The 25,152-nt window shown below is 44.9% G+C and carries 18 protein-coding genes; 15 read left to right on the top strand and 3 right to left on the bottom strand.

Annotation, left to right across the window (positions count from 1 at the left end; genetic code table 11):
• The first annotated feature begins 471 nt into the window (after positions 1 to 471).
• From gltB to SLH55_RS14810, 13 genes are all read left to right on the top strand, one after another.
• On the top strand, positions 472 to 5,070 hold the full coding sequence (gene gltB / locus SLH55_RS14870; RefSeq protein ID WP_320323840.1) for a glutamate synthase large subunit: 4,599 nt from the start codon (positions 472 to 474) through the stop codon (positions 5,068 to 5,070).
• Between the two features lie 17 nt (positions 5,071 to 5,087).
• Positions 5,088 to 6,575, top strand: a complete 1,488-nt coding sequence (locus SLH55_RS14865) for a glutamate synthase subunit beta (RefSeq protein ID WP_320323839.1) — start codon at positions 5,088 to 5,090, stop codon at positions 6,573 to 6,575.
• Between the two features lie 629 nt (positions 6,576 to 7,204).
• The gene (locus SLH55_RS14860) at positions 7,205 to 8,251 is read left to right on the top strand and encodes an ArsR/SmtB family transcription factor (protein ID WP_320323838.1); all 1,047 of its coding nucleotides are present in this window, start codon (positions 7,205 to 7,207) and stop codon (positions 8,249 to 8,251) included.
• A gap of 12 nt (positions 8,252 to 8,263) precedes the next feature.
• A complete protein-coding gene (locus tag SLH55_RS14855) occupies positions 8,264 to 9,181 on the top strand; it encodes an ABC transporter permease subunit (RefSeq protein WP_320323837.1) in 918 nt (305 codons plus the stop codon).
• Complete coding sequence (locus SLH55_RS14850) at positions 9,178 to 10,080, top strand: ABC transporter permease subunit (protein WP_320323836.1); 903 nt, start codon at positions 9,178 to 9,180, stop codon at positions 10,078 to 10,080. The genes SLH55_RS14855 and SLH55_RS14850 overlap by 4 nt, the downstream gene beginning before the upstream one ends.
• A 116-nt stretch (positions 10,081 to 10,196) precedes the next feature.
• A complete protein-coding gene (nagE, locus tag SLH55_RS14845; RefSeq protein WP_219167082.1) occupies positions 10,197 to 11,639 on the top strand; it encodes an N-acetylglucosamine-specific PTS transporter subunit IIBC in 1,443 nt (480 codons plus the stop codon).
• A gap of 176 nt (positions 11,640 to 11,815) precedes the next feature.
• Entirely contained in the window at positions 11,816 to 12,550 is a 735-nt protein-coding gene (locus SLH55_RS14840; protein WP_219167081.1) for a DUF2161 domain-containing phosphodiesterase, read from the top strand.
• 92 nt (positions 12,551 to 12,642) lie between these two features.
• Positions 12,643 to 14,511 carry a squalene--hopene cyclase gene (shc, locus tag SLH55_RS14835; protein WP_219167080.1) on the top strand — a complete coding sequence of 623 codons (1,869 nt, stop codon included), beginning with the start codon at positions 12,643 to 12,645 and terminating at the stop codon, positions 14,509 to 14,511.
• Positions 14,512 to 14,571: 60 nt separating this feature from the next.
• Positions 14,572 to 15,510 carry a DUF3445 domain-containing protein gene (locus SLH55_RS14830; protein ID WP_320323835.1) on the top strand — a complete coding sequence of 313 codons (939 nt, stop codon included), beginning with the start codon at positions 14,572 to 14,574 and terminating at the stop codon, positions 15,508 to 15,510.
• Complete coding sequence (locus tag SLH55_RS14825) at positions 15,507 to 15,995, top strand: hypothetical protein (RefSeq protein WP_219167078.1); 489 nt, start codon at positions 15,507 to 15,509, stop codon at positions 15,993 to 15,995. The genes SLH55_RS14830 and SLH55_RS14825 overlap by 4 nt, the downstream gene beginning before the upstream one ends.
• The gene (locus SLH55_RS14820) at positions 15,992 to 16,945 is read left to right on the top strand and encodes a PDR/VanB family oxidoreductase (protein WP_219167077.1); all 954 of its coding nucleotides are present in this window, start codon (positions 15,992 to 15,994) and stop codon (positions 16,943 to 16,945) included. The genes SLH55_RS14825 and SLH55_RS14820 overlap by 4 nt, the downstream gene beginning before the upstream one ends.
• 162 nt (positions 16,946 to 17,107) lie before the next feature.
• Positions 17,108 to 17,683, top strand: a complete 576-nt coding sequence (locus SLH55_RS14815) for a sigma-70 family RNA polymerase sigma factor (protein WP_320323834.1) — start codon at positions 17,108 to 17,110, stop codon at positions 17,681 to 17,683.
• Positions 17,684 to 17,685: 2 nt separating this feature from the next.
• Positions 17,686 to 18,372 carry a DUF3600 domain-containing protein gene (locus tag SLH55_RS14810; protein ID WP_320323855.1) on the top strand — a complete coding sequence of 229 codons (687 nt, stop codon included), beginning with the start codon at positions 17,686 to 17,688 and terminating at the stop codon, positions 18,370 to 18,372.
• An 83-nt stretch (positions 18,373 to 18,455) separates the two neighbouring features.
• On the opposite strand, the gene SLH55_RS14805 is transcribed toward SLH55_RS14810, so the two are convergent.
• The 3 genes from SLH55_RS14805 to SLH55_RS14795 all read right to left on the bottom strand — a co-directional run bounded on the left by SLH55_RS14805 (position 18,456) and on the right by SLH55_RS14795 (position 20,748).
• Entirely contained in the window at positions 18,456 to 18,641 is a 186-nt protein-coding gene (locus SLH55_RS14805; RefSeq protein WP_219167074.1) for a hypothetical protein, read from the bottom strand.
• 86 nt (positions 18,642 to 18,727) lie between these two features.
• On the bottom strand, positions 18,728 to 19,810 hold the full coding sequence (locus SLH55_RS14800; RefSeq protein WP_320323833.1) for a transcriptional regulator: 1,083 nt from the start codon (positions 19,808 to 19,810) through the stop codon (positions 18,728 to 18,730).
• Positions 19,811 to 20,085: 275 nt separating this feature from the next.
• A complete protein-coding gene (locus SLH55_RS14795; protein ID WP_219167072.1) occupies positions 20,086 to 20,748 on the bottom strand; it encodes a VC0807 family protein in 663 nt (220 codons plus the stop codon).
• 211 nt (positions 20,749 to 20,959) lie between these two features.
• Here SLH55_RS14795 and SLH55_RS14790 point away from each other — a divergent pair, with 211 nt between their 5' ends.
• Both SLH55_RS14790 and SLH55_RS14785 read left to right on the top strand, forming a co-directional pair.
• Entirely contained in the window at positions 20,960 to 23,023 is a 2,064-nt protein-coding gene (locus SLH55_RS14790) for a hypothetical protein (RefSeq protein ID WP_320323832.1), read from the top strand.
• Between the two features lie 12 nt (positions 23,024 to 23,035).
• Positions 23,036 to 25,006, top strand: coding sequence for a beta-propeller fold lactonase family protein (locus SLH55_RS14785; protein WP_320323831.1), 1,971 nt, complete (start codon positions 23,036 to 23,038; stop codon positions 25,004 to 25,006).
• Positions 25,007 to 25,152 lie beyond the last annotated feature (146 nt).

The raw sequence follows: 25,152 nt of genomic DNA, 5'->3' as shown, positions 1-25,152 counted from the left end.
TTTTTCGGAGGTCCGTCCCTCTTTCATATGGTTTGGAAAGTTGGAGAGGTGGGAATAGAAGAAGAGTTTCAGCTGATGAAATTGGGCTGTGATTCAGCAGTAGAAGGCAAGGTCCGTCCCTCAAAATGAGAATGTTTTTTTGTTTATAAAAAAAATTTTTTTAGTTATTGTTTTGCATGAAAATTCATGTTGGATTTTGGTGGGATTTGCTTAGGAACGCGAAATATTGTAAGCGATTTCTTTACGATAGTATCAAGCTTTTAAAGATTCTGAATATTAAGTCAAAAAGATGATTAATATATAAGGCTTCTCCCTTGTGTTTACACATATATTTGGAAAATATGCGCTCGTACCATTAACAAAATTTTTCGTTTTTTCTAAATTTCATGATATACTAACGAAAATTAAGAAAATTTAATCATTCGGTTAATTATTCAAAAAATATACAAGTTTAATAGAGGAGGACATTGGATGAAAACGAATCTTCCTGTAGCGCAAGGCATGTATGATCCTGCGCAAGAACATGAAGCATGTGGAATTGGAATGATAGCAAATATAGATGGGACAAAAAGTCACAGCATAGTTCAAAATGCCATTAATATTCTATGTAACTTAGAGCACCGCGGAGGACAATCTGCTGATACAAGTACCGGGGACGGTGCAGGTATCCTTACCCAAATCCCTCATCACTTTTTTAAAAAGCAATGTGAAAAAGAAGACATCATTCTCCCAAGGAAAGGCGAATATGGGATCGGGATGGTTTTCCTTCCTGAAAATTATGACAAGCGCCAGAAGAGTAAAGAAATATTCGAACGCATCATTGAAGAAGAGGGTCAAAAGACACTTGGTTGGAGACCTGTACCACTCAATGATTCCTTTGTAGGAAAAGTGGCATCGAAGTCAAAACCGTTCATCCGTCAAGTGTTCATAGGGGCATCGGAAGACATGCAATCACGGATGGATTTTGAGCGCAAGTTATATGTGATCCGGAAGCGTATTGAAAAAGAAGTAGCGACAGTCGAGGGACAAGAGGACGTTTACCTTTGCAGTCTGTCTTCTACGACCATTGTCTACAAAGGGATGCTCATCCCGGAACAGCTCGATTCCTTTTACATTGACCTCAACCACCCTGAGTTCCGTTCAGCCTTAGCGCTTGTACATTCCCGCTTTAGTACAAACACTTTCCCAAGCTGGCAGCGGTCTCATCCAAACAGATATACCATCCATAATGGTGAATTTAATACATTGCGAGGAAACGTGAACTGGATGCGCGCACGTGAAAAGCTGTGCAGCTCTAGTGCCTTCAAAGACGAAGACCTGGAAAAAATCCTACCCGTCATCGATGAGACAGGCAGTGATTCCTCCATGTTCGATAACTGCTTTGAATTCCTTCATTTATCAGGAAGATCCCTTGCACACACGGCCATGATGATGGTTCCGGAACCATGGGAAAACGATGACACGATCCATCCGAAGAAGAAGGATTTCTACGAATACCACAGCTGTTTGATGGAGCCGTGGGATGGGCCGGCAGCCCTTGTATTCACGGATGGAACGCAGATCGGTGCGTGCCTTGATCGTAACGGACTTCGACCTGCCAGGTACTATGTAACCAAGGGTGGAATGATCGTACTGGGTTCCGAAGTGGGTGCTCTCGATATTTTTGCCGATGACATCGTGTACAAGGATCGTCTGCAGCCAGGAAAGATGCTTCTCGTCGATTTGGAAAAAGGACGAATCATCCCAGATGAAGAGATCAAGCTCCGTGTTGCTTCCGAACAGCCTTACAGACATTGGCTGGATAATAATAAATTTGAACTGGAAGATCTGCAGGAAACGACCCATGAAGTGATTCAAATGGATCCTGATGAGGTCCTGCTGCAGCAACAGGCATTCGGCTACACGACAGAGGAACTGAACAAAATCATCAAGCCGATGGTGACGGATGGTAAAGATCCGGTCGGCTCAATGGGATATGATTCTCCTCTTGCGGTTTTATCGAAAAAGCCCCAACTTCTTTATAACTACTTTAAACAATTATTTGCACAAGTCACGAATCCGCCGATCGATGCGATTCGGGAGCAGATTATCACTTCAGTCGGAACCACGATTGGTGCAGAAGGAAACCTGGTGAACCCGGGGCCGGAAAGCTGCAGGCATATCCACCTCAAGACACCGATCCTGACTGGAGAAGAGCTTGAAAAGCTTAGGCACCAAAATGAAAAAGGCTTTAAAGCCGTCACACTACCGATTTTATTTGATGTAACCGATGAAGGAAACCAACTTGAAGGTACCCTGGATGCTCTTTATGAAAAAGCTGATCAGGCCGTAGCAGATGGTGCGACACTCCTTATTTTATCAGACCGTGGTGTGGTGAAGGAGAAGGCAGCGATTCCAGCCCTTCTTGCCGTTTCAGGTCTGCACCACCATCTGATCCGCAAAGGAACGCGTACAACCGTCAGCATCCTGCTTGAATCAGGGGAGCCAAGGGAAGTCCATCATTTTGCAACTCTTCTTGGATACGGGGCTGAAGCCATTTATCCATATTTAGCGTATGAAACACTGCGGGACTTGATTGAAAAAGGTGAGCTTCAAGACAAGACCTATGAACAAGCGGTGAAAAGTTTTGTAAAATCGGGAACAGATGGTGTCATCAAAGTCCTTTCCAAAATGGGGATTTCAACGATTCAAAGTTACCGTGGTGCCCAAATCTTTGAAGCAGTCGGCATTCATAAGGATGTCATCGATAAATACTTCACCCGAACCGCTTCAAGACTCGGTGGAATCGGAATGGACATCATTGAAAAAGAGGTACTTTTAAGACACACGAAAGCATTTAATGAACGAAAAGATAATCAGCGTACATTAGAATCTGGAGACGAGTTCCAATATCGCCGAAATGGAGAGGATCATGCATACAATCCAAGTACGATCCATACACTCCAGCATGCATGCCGTACGAATAATTATGAGCTATTCAAGAAATATTCCACTATGTTGACGGATGAGAAGCAGAATCTGCAATCTCTGCGTGGACTTCTTTCGTTTAAAGAAACAAAGCCTGTGCCAATCGATGAGGTGGAATCAGTTGAAGAAATTTGTCGTCGATTCAAAACCGGCGCCATGTCATTCGGTTCCATCAGTCAGGAAGCACATGAAGCATTGGCGATTGCCATGAATAAAATCGGTGGACGGAGTAATTCAGGAGAAGGCGGAGAACACCCAAGTCGTTTTGTCCCGGATGAGAATGGAGATTCGCGCCGCAGTTCAATCAAGCAAGTGGCGTCAGGTCGCTTTGGTGTCACAAGCCACTATCTCGTGAACGCCGACGAAATTCAAATCAAGGTTGCTCAAGGGGCTAAGCCGGGTGAAGGAGGACATCTCCCTGGTAAAAAAGTATACCCTTGGGTTGCTGAAGTAAGGGGATCGACGCCTGGAGTAGAGTTGATCTCGCCACCGCCTCATCATGATATCTATTCGATTGAAGATCTTGCCGAGCTGATTTATAACCTTAAGAATGCCAACCCTCAGGCACGTATCAGTGTAAAGCTGGTATCAGCTGTAGGCGTCGGGACGATTGCTGCAGGTGTGGCAAAAGGCAGGGCTGACGTCGTGTTGATCAGTGGGTACGACGGTGGGACCGGTGCTGCACCAAGGACCAGTCTGAAACATACAGGACTGCCTTGGGAAATCGGTCTGGCCGAAGCTCATCAGACATTACTGTTAAATCGCCTTCGCGACCGGATCGTCGTAGAAACGGATGGTAAGATGATGACAGGCCGGGATGTCGTTGTTGCATCGCTTCTTGGAGCAGAAGAATACGGCTTCTCAACTGCACCATTAGTCGTTCTTGGGTGTGTCATGATGCGTGTCTGTCATATGAATACATGCCCTGTCGGAATTGCGACACAAGACCCTGAGTTACGTAAGAAATACACAGGTGACCCTGAGCATGTAGCGAACTTCATGCGTTTTGTCGCCCAGGAAACAAGGGAGCTGATGGCTCAGCTTGGTTTCAGGACGATCAATGAAATGATCGGAAGAACCGATATTTTAGAAGCCAATGAGGCAATCGACCATTGGAAAGGAAAAGGAATCGATCTGTCGGCACTTCTTTATCAGCCGGATGTACCTGAGAAGGTTGGCCGGTATGCAACACGTAAGCAGAATCATGAGCTTGAGAAGACGCTTGATTATCAAGAGCTGATCCCACGTTGCCGAAATGCGATCGAAACTGGGGCACCTGTTGAATGGACGACGGCGATCCGAAACATTCACCGCGTGACCGGTACGATGCTTGGAAGCGAGATCACCAAACGATACGGAGCGGAAGGCTTACCGGAAGATACGATCCGTCTGACCTTCAAAGGCTCAGCAGGTCAAAGCTTCGGTGCCTATATTCCAAAAGGACTGACGTTGAGACTGGTCGGGGATTCCAATGACTTTGTAGGAAAAGGATTATCAGGCGGTAAGATTATCGTTCATCCGGATCCGACAGCCACGTTCATTCCTGAACGGAATACGATCATCGGTAACGTTTCCTTCTACGGGGCATCCGGAGGAGAAGCCTATATTTATGGAGTGGCAGGCGAACGTTTCTGCGTCCGTAACAGTGGGGCACAGGTTGTCGTTGAAAGCGTCGGGGATCACGGCTGCGAGTATATGACGGGTGGAAAAGTGGTCGTCCTTGGATTGACGGGGCGTAACTTTGCTGCCGGAATGTCGGGGGGAGTCGCATATGTCCTGGATGAAGATGAGCAATTCCGTTCAAGATGCAATCAGGAACTTGTCCTCGTACAGCCCCTGTTCGATCCTGATGAGATGAAAGATGTGTACAACATGATCGAGAAATACGTTCATTATACAAATAGTAACAATGGAAAGAAAATTTTAGCGAACTGGGAATCATACGTATCCAAATTTGTCCGTGTCATTCCTAAATCTTATCTCAAAATGAGAGAGCGGATCAGTGAGCTTGAGAATAGTGGATTAGAGAAGTTTGATGCGGAAATGGCCGCATTTGAAGAAGGTACAAAAGAAGAGAAAAAAGTACTGGAACCTGCGAATTAATCAGGGAGGGGGATACCATGGGAAAAGCAACAGGATTTATGGAATATAAGCGAAGAACATTGGATGAACGGCACCCGGCTGAACGGACGAAGGATTGGGACGATTATACGTCCCCTCTTTCGGAAGAAGAAGTCAAGAAACAAGGGGCGCGCTGCATGGACTGCGGCGTTCCCACTTGTCAGTCCGGGATGGAAATCAACGGATCGACTACAGGTTGTCCCGTTTATCACTTAATACCAGAGTGGAATGATCTCGTCTATCAAGGACAATGGAAAGAGGCTTTGAAGCGTGAGCATCAGATGAACAACTTCCCCGAATTCACCGGCTTCGCCTGTCCGGCACCGTGTGAAGGGGCTTGTGTTCTCGGGATCAACGAGCCGCCCGTTGCAATCAGGACCGTGGAACGTTCAATTATCGAAAAAGGTTTTGAAGAGGGCTGGGTCATTCCCGAACCTCCTACGTTCCGCACCGGTAAACGCGTCGCTGTAGTGGGATCTGGTCCGGCAGGATTGGCGTCTGCGGCACAGCTGAATAAAGCCGGTCACCTTGTCACTGTTTTTGAGAAGAATGATCGAGTAGGTGGCCTCTTGACGTATGGTATTCCTGAAATGAAGCTTCCATATTCAGTCGTGAAGCGCCGTGTCGATATTTTAGAAGAAGAGGGCATTGAATTTGTGACGAATACGGAAGTGGGAAAAGACTATACGGTCGAAAACCTTCGTGAAAATTTCGACGCCGTTATTCTGTGCGGAGGAGCCGCGGTTCACCGGGACATTAAGGTGGATGGACGCGATCTGAAAGGCGTGCATAACGCCATGGAATTCCTGCATGCCAATACAAAAAGTTTATTGGATTCCAATTTAGAGGACGGTCATTACATTTCTGCCGAAGGGAAAAATGTCATCGTCATAGGTGGAGGGGATACGGGTACCGACTGCCTCGCCACTTCTGTGAGACATAATTGTAAAAGCCTGACTCAATTTGATATCTACGATAAAAAAGGAGCCATGCGTGATGAAATCGGCAATCCATGGCCGCAGTATCCCGTCATCCACCGGGTGGAGTACGGTCAAAAAGAAGCAGCCGAAGTACTGGGCGAAGATCCTCGTGCTTATGCCGTCATGACGAAGAAATTTGTCGGCGATGAACATGGCCATATCAAAGAAGTCCATACAGTCAATGTGAAGCTTCGTTATGATGACGAAGGAAACAAGATCCGTGATGAAATCCCGGGAACTGAAAAAGTCTGGCCCGCGGATCTAGTCCTTCTGGCCATTGGATTCAGTGGTCCGGAACAAGACCTGATCAAGGAACTTGAAGTCGAAACAAACAGCAACTCCACTGTAAAAGCAGAGTACGGAAACTACATGACCAGCGTCGAAGGTGTATTCGCTGCCGGAGACATGCGCCGCGGCCAAAGCCTCATCGTCTGGGCCATCAACGAAGGCCGTGAAGCAGCCCGCGAATGCGACCGCTACCTCATGGGCACAACCGAACTACCTTAATTTTGAGAGACATTTTAGAGGGACGGACCTCCGTCGGGCTTGATGCCTGATGGGGGTTTTTATTTTTTGGGGACGGACCTCTGTTGGGGTTGGTGGCTGAAGGAGGTTTTGCTTGTTTGAGGGACGGACCTCAGTAGGTATTTGGATACCTTTTTAATGGAAGCAATAAATCATAGTGGGGTGGTATAAGATTTGCGAGGATGTGCTTCTGAAATTCGTTGAAAAGAAGAGGAGGTAGCTGCTTACTAAGGGAAGTGTGGTGAAACATCTTGATATTTGCTTGAACATGCGAGTGAAGCTCTAACAAGGTTTCCTATATGCTCCTATAGATCGTCTCGTAGAAGCATTCTAAAGAGGTTCTAGAGATAATTGCGTCATTTTTACAGGTGATTGCGTCATTATTAAAGTAATTGCGTCGTTTTTGTCTTAATTGCGTCATTTCAATTAGTAATTGCGTCTATTTCAATTTTATGGAAAATACGCACCCCCCGTACCCTAGCAACCCCCATCCAAGGTCCGTCCCTCAATTCCCTCTTGACATTACTACCAATATGCCGTAATTTATGTTTAATTTATCCAATTTAACAATTTGATTAGATGGATAACGAATCAGTTGAGGAGGTGTTGTGGTGGGCGTTGAAATTGTGTTTTCCCCATTTAATGAATTAATGGCCAGTTTGCATGTGCTGTGCAATCCGGTGCATCATCCTTATCGCAGGAAGTGGGCGATGGAGGTAGAGGGATCACTCCCAATAGAAATGATCGAAGAAATCCGCCTGTTAGGTTCGCTCTCGTACGAGTGGATGTACCTCATGAATATCCGTAACGAGTATCGGCTGAATGAATCTTCAACCGAGGAAGTAATCGAGTTTATTTGTTCGATGCCAGATGACACGTTTGTTTTTTATATGCTGGGAGAACAGTATAGTGCGGATATGCTTCTATCCTGGAAGAAGGACACCAGGATGTCCCCGTTGAACCATCATCAGAAGGACTTGTTAACTCAGCCTAAACAGTGGAAGGCCCGCATTCATCAGCTCCTGTACGATTACAACGAAAAGATCTTTCAGCCGGAATTATTCAGGATACGCCCATGGATTAAGAGGGCAGTTACAACGTTCCAACAGAAGCTTGACTACTCTTTCCCGGGGGCACTAAACAAAGTACACCCCGATGTCACTTTAAAAGACCAAACGATTAAAGTTCAAAAAGGAGAGACCTATCGATTTCCTTTATCGGACTATCCCCATATCACTTTACAGCCATCCACATTCATTACTCCCCACGTCATGCTTGGTGTATATCCGGGTAGGCTTTGCCTTGGGTTGCACGTGGCTGTTCCGGAAACAGAAGAGATGAAAGATGAGCCGCCGGAAGATTTAGTGCACATGTTCAAAGCCCTGGGAGAAGCAACAAGATTGAAGATTTTGCGGGACGTATTACTTCATCCTTATAGTACGAAACAGCTTGCTGAAAAACATGATTTTTCTGAAGCGACCATTTCCAGTCATATTAAGACTCTTCAAAAGGCAGGTTTGGTTAAGAGTGAACGCAAAGGGTATTACATCTTTTATTCGGGAAACAGAGATAGGATGGAGTCGTTGCGATCCGATCTGAGTCAATTCATCTCACTCCCATTACTGGAACAATTTATTTATGAGTCTGATTTTACATAAGGGGCCAAAAAGATGAGAACAACATTTATGAAAGAGATAGGTCAATTTGGATTGACGTGCACAAGTATCATTTTCATTCTTGCTTCACCTGCCCTGATACTTGGACCGAAGAGCTTTGCATCAGCCACACTGACGATTCTCCGGGGAATCATCCAGCCTGACACTCTTTCTTATTACGTACATTCGGAAACGCTCTCCTTTTCCCGGATGCCTGAGGCGCGATCGGTCGAATTCCATCAGAAGCTGGTGGCGATTGAATTGTTTCCCTCTATACTAGATTCCTATTTTTATAGTATGTCCCTGCTGATCGGGGGCTTCATGATGGCAATCATGTTGGCTTCTCTTGCCGGCTTGTTTATAATTCGGTTCCCTTCTTATTTGAAAAAAGTGATCTTGTCCGCTATAGACGTACTCGAATCACTTCCTGATGTGTTTTTTATCTTTAGTATTCAATTATTTGTTGTATGGTTTTACAAGCAGACAGGTGTTGAATTGGCCCTCGCTTATTCAACGATCGATAATCAGGCAATTATAGTACCACTGTTGACATTGAGCATCGTACCCGGCATTTACCTACTTAAAATGCAACTTCTTTTAATGAAAGAAGAGGAGGAAAAGGATTATGCACTTTTTGCGAAATCAAAAGGTCTCTCCGATGCGTTTATTTCGTTTCACCACCTTTTCAAAAATACGGTGATGGAGTGTCTGGCTCATTTACCAGTCATCATCCTGTGCCTGCTCACAAACCTCGTTGTTATTGAATACCTGTTTCACAGCAACGGGATCATGAGGTTTATCATGGGGGATCAGCCTGCATCATCCCGGGCCTTGATGCTCATTCTCAGCATGACACCATTCTTTATTATTATAAAAGGATCAAGTCGATATCGGCAGCGATTTTATCAAACGAAGGGAGAGGGAAAAGAATGAACGTGATAAGGATGCTACCACCGTATTTATTAGGTTTCATTTTTATACTGAGCGTCATTTGGCCAATGGTATCAGTGGAGCCTGTTGTCCAGACTTTTCTCTATGGTGAAGATGGGGCAGTGGTGGATACTACCCCTTATCCGCCTTCCAGTCTTTACTGGCTGGGAACGGACCGGGAAGGCAATGATTTATTTTATATGCTCGTGACGGGAGCAAAGTGGACAATGTTATTTGCTTTCGTTATCACATTGTTGAGGATCTTTCTGGCGATATTACTGGGAGTGTGGCTCAAAAACTGGTTCGTTTCGCCATATGGGGAAGGGTTGCTGCAAGCGTTCACCTTCATCCCCCAGTCCTTGATAGCCATTATCTGGATGACCCCTTTCTTGCTATATGAGGTAAGAAGTGCACCACCCTTTACCATGGCTGAATCCGTATTCCTACAGATCATGGTGATGACGGCAGTGGGGGTACCCGCGACTGCGAAAATGATCGGGGAAACCGTACGTCATATCCATTCATTTGAATTTATGGATAGTGCCCGGGTGCTGGGTGGATCGTCCTTCCATCAGGCCAGAAGACATATTCTCCCCCATCTATTCCCGAGACTCATCGTTTTGTCAGGCAGGCAGCTCGTACAAGTCCTCACCCTTATGTTGCATCTCGCTATTTTTCATATTTTTATAGGAGGAACGACCATTACATCGGGACAGGAGCATGACCAATTCAATGTCTATGCAAGCTTGACCAAGGAGTGGGCCGGTTTGATCGGTAGCCGATACGGAGAGTTATTATTGGAACCATACATCGTGTTTTTTCCGGTCATGGCGTATTCCTTATTGATCCTATTGACCAATATGACCTTCAAGCATCTCGAAAAATCTTCTCAGAAGGTCTGAATGCACCGGCATCCACTTCTAAACAAGTGAATACCGGAATATTTTTTATAGAAGGGCTTTGTCCTCTTTCATGAGACAAGGCATCTTTAATAGCAGACTGATAGGGGGAAAACAAAATGATGAAATACTTGCAGCGCATTGGTCGTTCATTGATGCTTCCTGTTGCCGTGTTACCGGCTGCGGCGATTTTGATGGGGATCGGATATTGGATCGACCCGTCCGGCTGGGGAGCGGATAGTCCGATTGCCGCTTTCCTGATTAAGGCTGGGGCATCGATCATTGACAATATGGCGATTCTATTTGCAGTCGGGGTCGCACTGGGGATGGCGAAAGCACGGGATGGATCTGCGGCACTTAGTGGATTGGTCGCGTATCTCGTCATAACCACATTGCTTTCGACGGATTCCGTTTCTTTGTTGCAAGGGATCGATAAAGAGGCCGTGAATCCGGCTTTCGATAAGATCGGAAATCAATTCGTAGGGATTCTGTCAGGGATCGTTGCAGCAAGCATGTACAATCGCTTCAGTGCTGTTAAGCTGCCGGATGCCCTTGCCTTTTTCAGCGGGAAACGTTTGGTGCCGATCATGTCGGCCATTGCCATGCTCGTTGTTTCAGGCGTGATGCTGTTTGTCTGGCCGGTCATCTATACAGCGCTTGTTTCTTTCGGGAAGGAAATCAGCGGGCTCGGGTTTACAGGCGCAGGTTTATACGGTTTCTTTAATCGATTATTGATTCCTACGGGGTTGCATCATGCATTGAATTCCGTGTTCTGGTTCGATGTTGCCGGAATCAATGATATCGGGAACTTCTGGTCTGGCACGGGTGAAAAAGGTGTGACCGGGATGTATCAGGCGGGATTCTTCCCCGTGATGATGTTTGGTCTTCCGGCAGCGGGGCTAGCCATCTATCATGCAGCGAAACCAGGTAAGAAAAAACAGGTCGCTTCCCTGATGCTTGCGGCTGGTTTTGCCTCCTTTTTTACAGGAGTGACGGAGCCTCTTGAATTCGCCTTCATGTTCGTGGCACCTGCTTTATATGTAGCGCATGCCGTGCTGACAGGGTTATCCCTTGCCATCGCCTCCTTCTTCCACTGGACGGCAGGCTTCGGATTCAGTGCAGGATTCGTTGATTTCGTGCTAAGTTCAAGACTGCCACTGGCAAACCTTCCGTATATGCTGTTGATTCAAGGTGTTGTATTTGCTCTTCTCTATTATTTCTTGTTCCGTTTTATGATCGCGAAATTCAATTTAATGACACCGGGTCGTGAAGAAGACGGTGAGGAGGGGGATGCGTTGCCTATAGTCGCAGGAAAAGATAAGTTTGCTGTGATGGCAGCGGAAATCTATGCAGGCCTCGGCGGAGATGAAAATGTAATCTCTGTTGAAAATTGCATTACCCGATTGAGAGTGGAAGTGAAGGACATGGAGGCCGTGGATCAGGAACGGATCAAAGCGACGGGGGTTCCGGGCATCCATGTGGTGGGTGACAATAGCATTCAAGTGATTGTCGGGACTTCGGTGCAATTTGTAGCTGATGAGATTGAGAAGATTCGGGGATAAGGCTTTTCTTATTGAGGGCCGGTGGGAAATGGCGTTTTTAGCAGATTGGCAGATAAACGATTCCCCGCCCACTCTCCTCCCTCAGGAGCTGGGTTCTCATTCTCTTAAACTGCAAAAATATCTGAAATGGTCTATACTTTATCTTATAGAAATTATTCCCGGAAAGGTTTTTACCCATGACGAAACTGAAAGAATCGGATCTTTATCATCCGATCCAGAACCATTTTCATAAACAGGGATATCAGGTGAACGGTGAAGTGAATGACTGTGATCTGACGGCGATGAAAGAAGAGGAGCTGGTCATCGTTGAATTGAAGCTTTCCTTGAATGTCGAGCTTTTGATCCAGGCAACGAAGCGCCAGCGGCTGACGGATCTTGTGTACATTGCGATTCCGAAACCGAAGAGGACCCGTTCAAAGCGCTGGAATGATATACGCCATTTGGTCAGGAGGCTGGAGCTTGGTCTGATCACCGTTTCATTTACGACGAAGACCCCAAAGCTTGATTTTGTCATTCATCCGGAAGCCTTTGACCGGAAGAAGATCATGAAGAATAGTAAGCGTAAACGGGCAGCCCTGGTGAAAGAAATCGAAGGTCGCAGTGCGGATTATAATGTAGGCGGCAGCAATAAAACGAAGATCATGACCGCTTATAAAGAAAGCTGCATTCACATCGCCTGCTGTCTGGAAACATACGGGCCCATGTCCCCAAAGAACTTAGCCAAGCTTGGAACAGGTGACAAAACACCGTCCATCCTCCAGAAGAATTACTACAGGTGGTTCGAGAGGGTGAAAAGGGGCGTGTATCAAATCACTGAAACCGGCAGGGAAGAGATTCAGAATTACCCTGAGCTTGTAAGCTATTACTCACAGAAAATAGAAGAAATTCAAGAAGAGCCTGCTCCCCGATAACCGGGTGGCAGGTTCTTCTTTGCTTCTCACTACTAGTACCCGTGTTCTTCTCATATACATAACAACAGAGAAGCTATGTGGGAGGACATATGATGAAAAAAAACATAGAAAAAACGATCAGAAATATGAAACAGCATCTTCTGAAGATGCAAAGTGCAGAAGGAAGCTGGTCCTTTTGTTTTGAAAATAGTGTGATGACCGATGCATATATGATCATCCTTCTCCGTTCACTTGAGACCGATGAGGATGAACTCATCGTGCGCCTGGTCGACCGGCTTTGGAAATTGCAGACAGCGGAGGGGACATGGAAGCTCTTTGAAGATGAAAAGGAAGGGAATCTGTCATCTACCATCGAAGCATACTTTGCCCTGAGATACAGTGGTATGGTGAGTGAAGAGGATATAAGACTTCTGAGAGCCGAACAATTCATAGAGAGAAAAGGGGGATTTCACAAGGCTCATTCCATTACAAAATTCATGCTGGCCGTTCATGGTCAATATGACTGGAAGCACCTCATGCCGATCCCCATTGAATTCCTGCTGCTCCCGAAAACATTCCCCCTGAATTTCTGGGATTTAAGCAGTTATGCCCGTGGTCACCTGGCTCCGATGATGTTACTGAAAGATCAGCGATTCACTATCAGAACAAGCAACACGCCGTATATACAGAATCTTTCCCGTCCTGTTGACGAAATGAGGTACAACGACCGTGAGTTGAGACTATTTTCTAAAATTAATGAAGGCATTCAGGCACTTGCGAGTATCCCCTCCCATCTTCATCAACAAGCAAGGCAGTTTGCCCTGGAGTACATGCTGCAACGGACGGAACGGGACGGGACTTATCTCAGCTACTTCAGCACGACGTTCTATATGATTTATGCCCTGTTGGCCACAGGGTATAAAAAGACTGATCCCATCATTGTAAAGGCGTTACAGGGATTAAAAGAAATGGCCTGTGAAACGAAGAAAGGCATTCATATCCAGAATTCTCCTTCGACCGTATGGGATACAGCCCTGATAAGCTATGCCTTGCAGGAAGCGGGGATGGAGGCAGGAGAAGCTTCCATTGAAAAGTCAGTGGATTATCTTCTTAAGAAGCAACACTTCAAGTATGGAGACTGGGCATATGAAAGTGGAGTGATGCCCGGGGGATGGGGATTTTCAGAGAGCAACAGTATCCATCCCGATGTGGATGATACGACAGCTGCTCTCAGGGCCATCACATATTCCGCTGCAGATAAACCCTCGATCCGGCCATCATGGGATCGGGGGGTTGAATGGACTTTTGGGTTGCAAAACCGGGATGGGGGGTGGCCTGCTTTTGAAAAAAATAAGACGAAAACGATCCTTACTTCTTTTCCAATGGATGGGGCAGAGGCAGCGGCCCTCGATCCTTCCACTCCTGATCTAACAGGGAGAGCGCTTGAATTTCTCGGGGGCAGGACAGGATTGTCAAAGGACCATCCAAAGGTGAAAAAGGGTGTTGAGTGGCTGAAACTCATGCAACAAGATGATGGTTCCTGGTACGGTCGCTGGGGTGTTTGCTTCATTTATGGAACATGGGCTGCCGTCACGGGAATGAATGCAGTGGGGGTCCTGCCATCGGATAAACATCTTCAAAGGGCCAAAGTCTGGTTGGAAAGCATTCAACAAAAAGACGGGGGTTGGGGGGAGTCCTGTTACAGCGATCAGGAAAAGACTTTCGTACCCCTAACATTCAGTACCCCTTCACAAACGGCATGGGCGCTTGAATCTCTCATCTGTATCGAAGACAAACCGACACCTGCCATCGATCTTGGGATGATGTCTCTTCTCGAATTGATGAATGGAACGGCAGGAGATAACGCCAAAACATATCCAACCGGAGCCGGCCTTCCGGGAAACTTCTACATCCATTACCACAGCTACCAATGGATATGGCCACTCATCACACTCAGCAGGTACAAAGAGAAATACGGTTGAGGTCCGTCCCTCTATAAGGTACTATAAAAGTAAGAATTTTCTAAAAAAAGGAGTGAGTGTATGATGAAGGTGGATTCGTTCCCTTATCCCTTCAAGGGGGATGTGTACCGGTATTCGAATAATTCGGTCCCTTTGGAGGAGCCGTTCTGTATAGAGATTACCTCTTCCTATCAGGAGGAAATCAAGCTGAAACGGAAGCTGTTATCTCACCATCCCGACCGCTGCTTTCAATCCCGGCCGTATAGCCTGAAGGCTCAATGGGAAATAACGGAGCTCGTCATTCAACATCTCACGCAGCGATACCCGCAGTTGTTTTCCTTTGAAGTACATGACGGTGAATGGACGTTCCACAATCATATATTGAAAGAACAAACTTCCTTCATACCGGGTGATCAGTCTACATTATCAATGGAGCCACTTGATTTCATCGGACGACATGTGCAGGAGGACCTGATTCTCATGATGGAGCGGGATGGGGATCTGTTTCTGGATGCCGGCCAGTTATGTTTCCCTGCCAACTGGTCCCTTACGTTTAATACCGGGATGAGCTTCAAGGAGATTCACGGACCGATCCCCGGCTTTAAAGAAGACGGGATGGATCAGCGGATTTTCACATTTTTAATGAGGATGGAAGCGGGAGACCCCTGGGTGAGGAGGAACTGGTCTTTAATGGCGGGAAATCGCCTGGATACCTCTCTGGAAACGTATGATGAGTGGGGAGAAGGACGAAGCAGCGTTACAAGGGAAAATGTTGGGGAATACGTTCATTTGAGGGTGGAGGTGCAGAAGCTGTTCCGTTTGCCGGGTTCAAACGGGCTGTTGTTTACGATTCACACTCACCTTCTTTCCCTTGAAGAATTTGCCGGGAATCATGAGTGGGCGGATCAGTTTTATCACATTCTACTTGAGCTGCCTGACCTTATTGCCGATTATAAAGGGATCTCCTTATTCAGAGAAGTGGTCATCGAGTACTTGAAGGAAAAGAGGATGGGAATTTGAAGGCACTATCGCAACCTTCGTTCGTACCAAACAAACGAAAGTACTTATTCTACGGAGATGAAGAAGGGATGGATCGGCTGTCACCCGTCATTCAAAAAGTCCAAAAGGAAAACCACTCCTATCAGCTTTTGTTGGTGGATGAAAAGGAAGGAAAGGATATTTCTCATTGGCTGCAGAATCAGAAAATGGGGAGTTATCTCTACATAGCGGTGGAATGGAACAAACTGAAACATTTTATAAAAGTGGCAGAGGATCAAGGGTTTTCCGTTGATGAAGTACAATGTATCGGTCACGGGGCAAGGTTCATCCAAGTATTCTGTTATAAATGTCATCTGAAAACGGTAGTGAGTGGAGAGTCAATCAAGCAAGTTATAGATTGTCCTAATTGCCACTTGACATTATCTGTTTCTGATCATTATTCTCCCTTACATGACTCCTATCTCGGAAATCCGGCTACAATCGAAAAGGGGAGTGATCACGCATGAATCAACCTAAAACCATAGCCGTCACGGTCCAATCGATTCATCAGGAGACGCCATATGTCAAACGGTTCTCACTCGCTCCCAGAGGGGATGAACGTCTTCCTGACTTTAGCGGGGGTTCCCACATCACCACTTATATTGAGACAGGGAGTGAGACGATCGCCCGATCCTATTCCCTTACGAACCCACCTGGTGAAAGGAATACATATCACATAGCCATTCGTTTCCATGAACAATCCAAGGGGGGCTCCCGTTATTGGCATGAGCGAATGAATGTAGGAGATACCCTTCGCATCAGTCATCCACGGAATCATTTCCCACTGAGCTTTAGAGCGAAACATCATGTTTTCTATGCCGCAGGAATCGGTATCACTCCTTTCCTATCCATGATGGCAGCACTAACAAAGGAAGGTCGCTCCTTTGAACTGCATTACGCCGCAAAATGCGAGGAAGAGTGTTCATTCTATTATCATTTAAAGAACTTGTATCCTAAAGAGACACACTTTTATTTTTCAAAAGAAAAGAGATTGACAGATGAAAGCCTCTGGGAGCATAAGGTCGGGACCCACGTATATTTTTGCGGTCCGCCTTCCTTTATTGATGACTTGACTGCCAGTGCCCTTTCAATTGGATATCCCCGCTCAAGCATTCACTTTGAACGATTCACCCCCAGTCAGTCAATGGTGGGTCACGACTTTTGGGTGGAATTAAAAGGAAGACCTATCATTAAAGTGCCACAAGAGATGACGTTATTAGAAGCCCTTCACGAGGCAGGGATCGAAGCACCTTATTCCTGCAGGGTTGGCCGATGCGGAACTTGTGAGGTAACCGTATTGGAGGGAGAAGTCGATCATGGAGATTCTTTCTTGAGTGAGAGTGAAAAGAGGGAACACCGATCGATTTTGACATGTGTTTCAAGGGCGAAGACAGAGAAACTAAGGATTGAGTTATAAAGAGTCATAAGGTGTACAATGGCCCTCTGTGTCACCTTTACTTTTCTTTAATGCACGCGAACCAGCGTGTTTTTTTCATTTTTTGGATAAACGTTAACAAAAACATCGAACGAAAAAGGAAAAACTCACCAATATAGAGTATAAACGCAAGGGGGTTGGACTTTGGGCGACAGAGAAGAAGAATTAAAAAGTTTGGTTAATGAGGTGAAAGCGGGTAATAAAGAAGCATTTGAATGGTTATATGATGCAACCATAGGGGATGTGTATAAGAATGTCTATTTCCTGCTTTCCCATAAAGAGGGTGTGGATGATCTCGTTCAGGATATTTATATTGAAGTGTATCGTTCTATAGGGAAGTTCCATGGTGACCGGCCATTTAAGCCATGGCTTATTGGGATTGCGGTCAATCAAGTGAAATCCTTCAGAAGGAAGAATTGGCTGCATGACCGTATTTCAAAAAAAGTCGCTGAAAATGAGCGAAGCAGGGAAAAAATGACGGAAATGATTACGGACATAGAAAACGATGAACTGTATCAGTCAATTGAAGGCCTCCCTTTTAAACTAAAGCAAGTCATCATACTCCGATATTTAAATGAGTATTCACAAGAGGAAGTGGCAGCCATTTTGCAGATTCCCATCGGAACAGTTAAATCACGCATACATGCTGCTCTGAAAAAATTACGTGTGAATGATCAACAAGGTCAATTCATGATCAGAAGGGTGGAGGATTTGTCGTGAAGATGGAAGATCGAATAAGAGGCAGTCTTCAAGAAAGAGGGAGTAGAATCATCCCGCCACCACAATTAAAGTTAACGATCATGAACACTCTACCGGAAAGACATAAGCGATGGAAAAAAGGACTGATAACATGCGCACTCTTGACTATATTCTTTGTTCCGACCACGACCATCGCTTACCAGTCTTACGGCGCAGACAGCCTTTACGGTTCTTATGAAAACCTGAAAAAACATATTTCCACCGCTACAATGAAAGGGTATTTCCTTCTTGATGCGAAATTTTCGCAGGCAAAAGGCGAGTTGGATAAAGAAGAGTACAACGAATTCAATGTTTTATTGAATAAAATCACACAGGCTAAATTGAGCTATGCAGATTCCTATGGCAACATCGATTATACGACGTTGCCACCAGAGGAAGCCCTGGACATGAGGGAAACCCTCTTTCAGATTCAGCCGTTTTTTGATGAGTTGAACAATCAGGTTTCCAGTAAGGAGGTGTTATCAGAAGAAGAGTACAATCGTTATATAGATGTCCTCATAATGTACGAATCCATTGTTTCGCGAAGTGGTACAGATCCATCAAACGGTGTCAAAGTGGAAGATATTCTCCCTGAAAGCCGGAGTGCATTTTTGGAGATTCGAACTTACTTGGATTATGTAAATGAAAGACAGGCAAATTTCGAACAATAATGAGTGGCAATATGGCCATGATTCTCATGAAACCAATCGAATGACAAACAAAAGACCCGGAGAACAAATCCGGGTCTCTTCATTCACTTGCCGAGTATCGCCATAATCCCTTTATAGATTAAGAAAAGTGAGAATATGAGAATAGCTAAAATACCGATGATGTCCGTTACCGGAGATACACTAGCCAAAAATGTACCAGCCAAAGGAACCTTTAACAATGCGAAACCGGAAAGAATACCTGCTACTAATAAAAGAATAAATCGATCCATTCTGTGATGCCTCCTCTCGAGATAGTATATGAAGGAGGGTACAGGAAGTTGAATCCAATATTTGTTAATGGGTGTATAAAGTTTGATCATTCTAATTCATAATAGCTGATTTCATTCGACATCTTCTCAGATGCCAGCTGGAACCCTTTTTCCGTTTGGCCGGTTTTGACATAATACAAGAATAGCATTCTTTCATAATGCTGGTTCATTAGATGGTTGCCCATGTTTTTGAAGTGAGGAAGGGCGGTCTTCTCAATATATGTATATAGTTCATCTTCATCATCATTCAGAGTGAGCAGGTAAATCTCAAAGAATACCCCGGTTGGATCCTGATGGTCCTTGGCCATCTTCCGTCCCCGGTTTGCCAATTGATAAAGCTCTTCTTTAGAAAGCAGGTTTCCTTTCAGACAGGCAAGGATATATCCGCTGAGTGTGACTAAATAAGAGGAAGGTGGCGTTTTCTCTGTCGTAAGCCCCAGTGCTCGTTCATAGGATTCTTTCGATTCTGGAAATCGTTTTCTGCGGAAATATTCGAATCCCAGATTATTGTGGATTTTATGTGCCCTTTCCTTCGAATTGACAGATTCACATACTCTGAGGAGTTTATCGTATTGTTGTTTGGTTTGTTCCATGTCGAATGGCTCTTTGGCATTCAATTGGATTAATATGAGGATTTCAGAATCAATGACTCTTAAGATGTTCAATGTTTTTTGGAAAAACTGCAGTGCCTTTTGACCATAATAATAGGCGAAAGTGTTTGAATGAACGGAATGATATGCTGTTGCCAAATGGAAATAATATTCTGCGTTGGGATATTCATCATCGATTTGATTCAATGCCTGGATGCAGCAGTCAAATTTTCTCGTTGAATAATAATAGATTCCTTTTACATGCAACAATAAATTACGCTCAAATGGGGAAAGTGTGTCATGTTTATTCTCCAACATGTTCAAGATTTCTTTTGCTTTTTGAGGGGCAGCCAGGAACAGATAATATCTTGCTAATAATAAATGGTATTGAACGAAGAAATCGGTTAGGAATCGTAAGGGTTCATTTTCAATCACTGATTTTAGTTGGTGTATTTCACGTACCCTGATCATAATGATCGCGTCGTTCCATTCGGCCAATGTAATCTGAAGAGATTGATAGCGGGAACGTTCTGCTTCCATATCGACTCCGAGCCGTTCAGCAAGTAAATCCGTAATTTCACTGGAGTACTCCGTGATTCCTCTTTCAATCTTACTTAAATGTGTGGTGGACAGATTCCCCGTGCCAATTGCTCCTGAGTCAAACCTGACTCTTCACGATGAAATTTAATCAATTTACCTTCAATCATAGTACACCTCGGAGTGAAATAATTTATTATCCATTATAGGAAAAATATGCTCAATGTTCCATAGACGTGGAACAAGACGGAGGTCTGAAGGCAAAAACATCCAGAAGGCTATATGGCTTTAATATTTTCTCTATCAAGTTCATCCTGCACTTCCTTAACTAAATGTGGGGAATCGTTGATGATTTTTCCGATATAGAAGAATCCGATGACCGTGACACCCGTCATGATCCAGCTGAATGCCTGGCGCAGAATGATTCCTTTATCAAACGCCTCCACACCATACTCCATAATAAGCCAAGCTTTCACAACGGCGAGGATCCCGCTCCTCAGTGCGAAGCACAGCGTGATCAACTGAAATAAGGTATACAGAGGTTTCTTATAGAAAAGTCGCTTACTAAACGTGCGGTCATGGCCTTGCAGCTCTGCGAAATCAAGACCAAAGTATAAAGTGATTGGCCTTCTGACGATCATGGTCAGTAAGAAAAACAAACTAATCCCGGCAGCGTAAAAGACATTATTCCAAAGTAGCTGTAAAGACGAACCAGCCAGAACGTCGATCAGTGTACCGACGATCAATGTGAAGAGAATGAACAGGCCGAACGTATTTATCTTCTTCATTTCAGTGAACCGGTAGATCGTGTACAATATTCCGGGAACCGAGGATAGAAGCATGGCATAATAATCCCCAGTGTAATCTCTTACTATATTCCAAACAAATAGAGGGAGCGCTACATAAATCATCAGATCCAATAGAACAATATTTTTCTTCACTTTTATCACTCTTCCTTTTTTTGTATACATAGATTACGTTTTTCAAAATCATAAAGTTTCAAAAAAATGGATGTAATCTGATAGGGTTGTGAAACCGTTTCATTTAAATATGAAATTCTTATTGAGATTATTTCTCAACTACACTATAATGATAAACAGTAATGAGAATCATTCTCGAATGGTTCGTGATCGTTGAGAGGGGTTACATAGAATGAACAAACCATGGAAAGTATTATCTGCATCTGTATTGGCTTCTTCACTATTACTTGCTGGGTGTGTCAGTGATAAGGAAGAAGTTTCGAAATCAGATGGAGAAAAGAAAACGGCAGCAAGCAAGGTGAAAGTATCCGATTATACTTTTGATACTGCCGGTAATATGTTTGCTTATGCAGAATTTGAATTATCCGGCGAGCCGCTTGCAGAAAGTCTGGGCCTGGATTTAGATATATTGGATATCAACAAGTTGGATCAGCCAACAAAATTTGATTATACAGCCGGCGTTGAATCCTATGAGTACTCAGAGGAAGCCATGTATGAAGTCGTTGAAAAGTCCGGAATGGGACTGCATCTGATCAATGGCCCTGCGGTTGAGACCCTTCAAAATGGGAAAACGCCTGATGAAAAATTAGGGAACCGTTTTTATGAATTAGCCGATGCTGTCGGTTATCCACAGGATGAGATATTCCGAAATATGTATCCGACATTTATCGAATACTCTGCTGGTGACCCACATTATAAAAACGAAGTAGATACAAGTGAATACGCATCCAATGATGACGGAAGCTATGTGCCTATGTATCAAGTAAACTTTGAATCACTCCGCTGGGACCGTGAGAAAATGGAGAAGACCCTTGTTCCTTCCGCTTATGGGGCAACGTTCTTGAAGCAGGCGCTATGGGCCGGGGACTTCATGGGGGGGTTCCATACGATTGATGCTGATGAAGAATTGGCAGGAGAAACGTCAAAGGATGACGATGATCAAAATGTTGCGCTGGGGGTCAGCTCAGCTGATGGTTTCCAGGGAGCGGTTCTGACCGAAGAAATTTGGAATAAAGTAAATTATGTTTCGAATGAGTTATTTGTGGATGGCACGACAGGAAAATTGACGGCTGCGGGCCTGGGAAGCCAGTATGATCCTGCCAAAGGATTCGTGTACTTACCACATAGTGTAGAAGTGACCGAAGACGGTAAACAGGCACCAAACGCAAAGTCACTGTCTATTAAGGATTCAAACAGTGTTCTAGAAGACCAGTGGATGATGCTTTGGCCGAGTTCGGAATTCTACGGGATGACGGACCAAAGAGAAAGCAACCCGAACAAGACGCCATCATTCCAGGCGCTGTTTGACGGAGCACCGTATCCTTCTGCACCTAAAGAAAATACGGATGACTCACCTGAAAACGACGTGAACGGAACAGATCCTTTCACGGCCAATCAGAATGTGATGCTCCATGTATTCAAGAATATTGATGCCATGCATTTCAATGACGATAAAGGAATGTTCGTAACAGAAAATGATGGGAAAGAACAAGGGACCTATATGGATACGTTCCAGGCAGGATACACAATGGAATCGATGAGGATTTTTAAGCGTGCCATCGATGGGCTTCCTGTCGGATACGCTTCAGGGGAGTCAGCTGAAGGATTGAAGACACCTGAAGGGAAACGTGCACTCGAAATGATCCGAAAGCAGGCAGACTTCATGCTAGATAACCTCGTCATGGATTCAGGCCTTGTAGCAAAAGGCTTTGATATCGAGAAAGGGGCGGATGATGACGTCACATTAGATGCACAACTCGGTGCGATCAGAGGATTAACAGCAGCTTATTTAGCCACTGATGATGTGAAATATCGTGAAGCAGCCCGCTCCATTTATGAAGCGATGGATTCTAAGCTTTGGGATGATGAATTGAAAGCCTATGAAACATCAGAAGGGAAAATGGAGTATACCCCATATACAGCAGGCGCATTGTCTGCCACATACAGGGTTGCCCTGCAGAATTTAAGCAACAGGGAATCAGATTCAGAAACTCCTGAAAGCCTGGAAATCGATGGGATCACCGCCCGCTACAGTGATTTCTACGACACGGTCATCGATGGTCCGTCCCTCAAAGAAGGAATGCAGGCGAGTGAATTCTGGGATACAGGGGATTATTATGACAGCAAGGATTCATCTGGGAATACAGATGGGGACAATGTTCCACAAGTTCAAGCCGGACATGGCAAAAACGGGATAGCGCCTGTATTGCTTCCTGTCACGGTCGAAAAACGATAAAGAAGGGATCCTATGAAGAAGATGATAGGATATGCGGCAGCGTTTCTCATAGCAGGAACGCTTGTTGCATGTTCAATTCACACGACAACCAAAGATGACCCTAGCTTCGATACAGTTCGAAAAGAAGCAGTCAATAGCGATAACATCCTCCAAAATAAAGAAGGAACAGAGCTATATATCGCCAATCTCGATGCCAACACGGTTTCCATAGTGAATGAAAAGACACAGAAGGTACAAAAAGAAATCTCTGTCGGAAAAGAGCCGGTCCAATTAGCGTTGTCACCGGATGAAGACCGCCTTTATGTTTCGTGCCGATACGATAACAAGATCGATGTCGTCTCATTGGAAGAAGAGAAAGTAATAGATTCCTATGAAGTGGGATCGGAACCCTTTGGTCTCATGACAAGCAGGGACGGTAAGACCTTGTATGTAGCCAATTATCGAGAAAGCACGATCATGATGGTTGATGTGAAGAGTGGCGACGTGACAGAGACGCTTGCCGTTCACGATCGACCAAGAACCATGGCTCTTACAGCAGATGGGAAGAAGCTGTATATCCCTCATTATTTATCCGGAGAGATATCTGTATTGGATACAGAAAAGAAAAAAGTCGTCAATACGATCAAACTTGCGGACTCCCCTGATGTTTCCGACCGGAAAAAGAGCCAGGGAATCCCGAACACCCTTGAGCAATTTGTCATTGCCCCTGACGGGAAGACGGCATGGGTCCCGCATTTAGTGACCAATGTCGATACAGTCATACAGTTTGAAGAAACGATCTTTCCTGCCATTTCCGTCATTGATCTTGAAAAAGATAAAGAGGTAGTGGATCAGAGAAAAGAATTGTTTGATGAAATCAATGTACTGGATTCGAAAAATGAAACGATGATTGTGTCAAACCCTTATGATGTAAGTTTTCAGAAGGATGGGTCCAAAGCATATGCAGTGATGTCAGGAAGTGAAGATTTAGTCGTTTTTGACCTGAAACGAGGTGGGAATGCCACCCAAATTCTAAGAAGGATCGAAGGGGACAATCCCCGTGGCATCCTGTTGAGTAAGGATGGTGAAACCCTCTACGTCCATAACGCCATGAGTCACGATCTTGCGACCATTGACTCCGGAGGTGCATCTGTACATTCCAGGGCGAAAAAGCTTAATGACAACATTTCCTTAATAAAAAAGGATCCGCTGGACCCGCAAATTCGTAAAGGAAAAACGATTTTTTACAGCGCCAATAGCGAGGAATTTGAAGCAGATATTACCGGAAACAACTGGATGAGCTGTGCGTCCTGTCACAGTGATGGAGAGATCAATGGCCTGACTCTCATGACAGGAAAGGGGCAGAGGAATGTCCCGACCAACACGCAAACGTCAGAAAACGGTCTCTTCCTTTGGGATGGCAGCCGGGATGACTTCACGGACTATCTCCTGACCGTTCAAGGTGAAATGGGCGGGATGATGAAGTATGAGCCAGGCGAAGAATTGCCGGCAGATGTCGAGAAGATGTATGATGATTTATTCGCTTTTCTGAAGGAACCGGCATCTTTCCCCGTACCTCAGAGTCCTTATAAGGAAAACGGGGAATTAACAAGCTCGGCTAAAGATGGGAAGATTCTCTTTGAAGGCAAAGCATCCTGCATTTCCTGTCATAGCGGACGTCAATTTACGGATAGTGTAAAAGCATCCGGTGAAAATGGAGAGCTGTCAACAAGCATGACAGACTATCTCCATGATATCGGCACGGCCAATCCATCTGATGTACCATCGAAGGGGGACGCAAGAGCAGACTTCACAAATCCTCGGGATGGGAAGAGCTTTGATACTCCCAGCCTGATCGGTGTGTGGGCGACTGGCCCATATCTTCATGATGGAAGTGCAAAGACGATTGAAGAGACTATCGAGCGTCATCAATATGAAGAAAAATCAGAGCTTAGTCGAATCGAGATGTCAAAGATAGCCGATTATGTGCGCTCACTTGATTAATCCAGTCAAAAAAGCTTGAGGATTCATTTCCTCAAGCTTTTATTATTTATGGAGTTTTCTGTTTCGATAACCATTTTGCCTTCATAAATGAGTCCCTTCATTTCTTTGTTTTCTGAATTTTGTTTACAATTATATTACATTATTGT

This window comes from Rossellomorea sp. YZS02 (assembly GCF_033963925.1).
GTDB lineage: Bacteria > Bacillota > Bacilli > Bacillales > Bacillaceae_B > Rossellomorea.
This window is presented reverse-complemented; position numbering and strand designations above follow the sequence as displayed.

Bases quoted from the DNA above. Each gene is read 5' to 3' on its own strand.
- gltB (WP_320323840.1), top strand. From the start codon at position 472: ATGAAAACGAATCTTCCTGTAGCGCAAGGCATGTATGATCCTGCGCAA.
- SLH55_RS14865 (WP_320323839.1), top strand. From the start codon at position 5,088: ATGGGAAAAGCAACAGGATTTATGGAATATAAGCGAAGAACATTGGAT.
- SLH55_RS14855 (WP_320323837.1), top strand. From the start codon at position 8,264: ATGAGAACAACATTTATGAAAGAGATAGGTCAATTTGGATTGACGTGC.
- SLH55_RS14850 (WP_320323836.1), top strand. From the start codon at position 9,178: ATGAACGTGATAAGGATGCTACCACCGTATTTATTAGGTTTCATTTTT.
- nagE (WP_219167082.1), top strand. From the start codon at position 10,197: ATGATGAAATACTTGCAGCGCATTGGTCGTTCATTGATGCTTCCTGTT.
- SLH55_RS14840 (WP_219167081.1), top strand. From the start codon at position 11,816: ATGACGAAACTGAAAGAATCGGATCTTTATCATCCGATCCAGAACCAT.
- shc (WP_219167080.1), top strand. From the start codon at position 12,643: ATGAAAAAAAACATAGAAAAAACGATCAGAAATATGAAACAGCATCTT.
- SLH55_RS14830 (WP_320323835.1), top strand. From the start codon at position 14,572: ATGATGAAGGTGGATTCGTTCCCTTATCCCTTCAAGGGGGATGTGTAC.
- SLH55_RS14820 (WP_219167077.1), top strand. From the start codon at position 15,992: ATGAATCAACCTAAAACCATAGCCGTCACGGTCCAATCGATTCATCAG.
- SLH55_RS14810 (WP_320323855.1), top strand. From the start codon at position 17,686: ATGGAAGATCGAATAAGAGGCAGTCTTCAAGAAAGAGGGAGTAGAATC.
- SLH55_RS14805 (WP_219167074.1), bottom strand. From the start codon at position 18,641: ATGGATCGATTTATTCTTTTATTAGTAGCAGGTATTCTTTCCGGTTTC.
- SLH55_RS14800 (WP_320323833.1), bottom strand. From the start codon at position 19,810: ATGGAAGCAGAACGTTCCCGCTATCAATCTCTTCAGATTACATTGGCC.
- SLH55_RS14790 (WP_320323832.1), top strand. From the start codon at position 20,960: ATGAACAAACCATGGAAAGTATTATCTGCATCTGTATTGGCTTCTTCA.
- SLH55_RS14785 (WP_320323831.1), top strand. From the start codon at position 23,036: ATGAAGAAGATGATAGGATATGCGGCAGCGTTTCTCATAGCAGGAACG.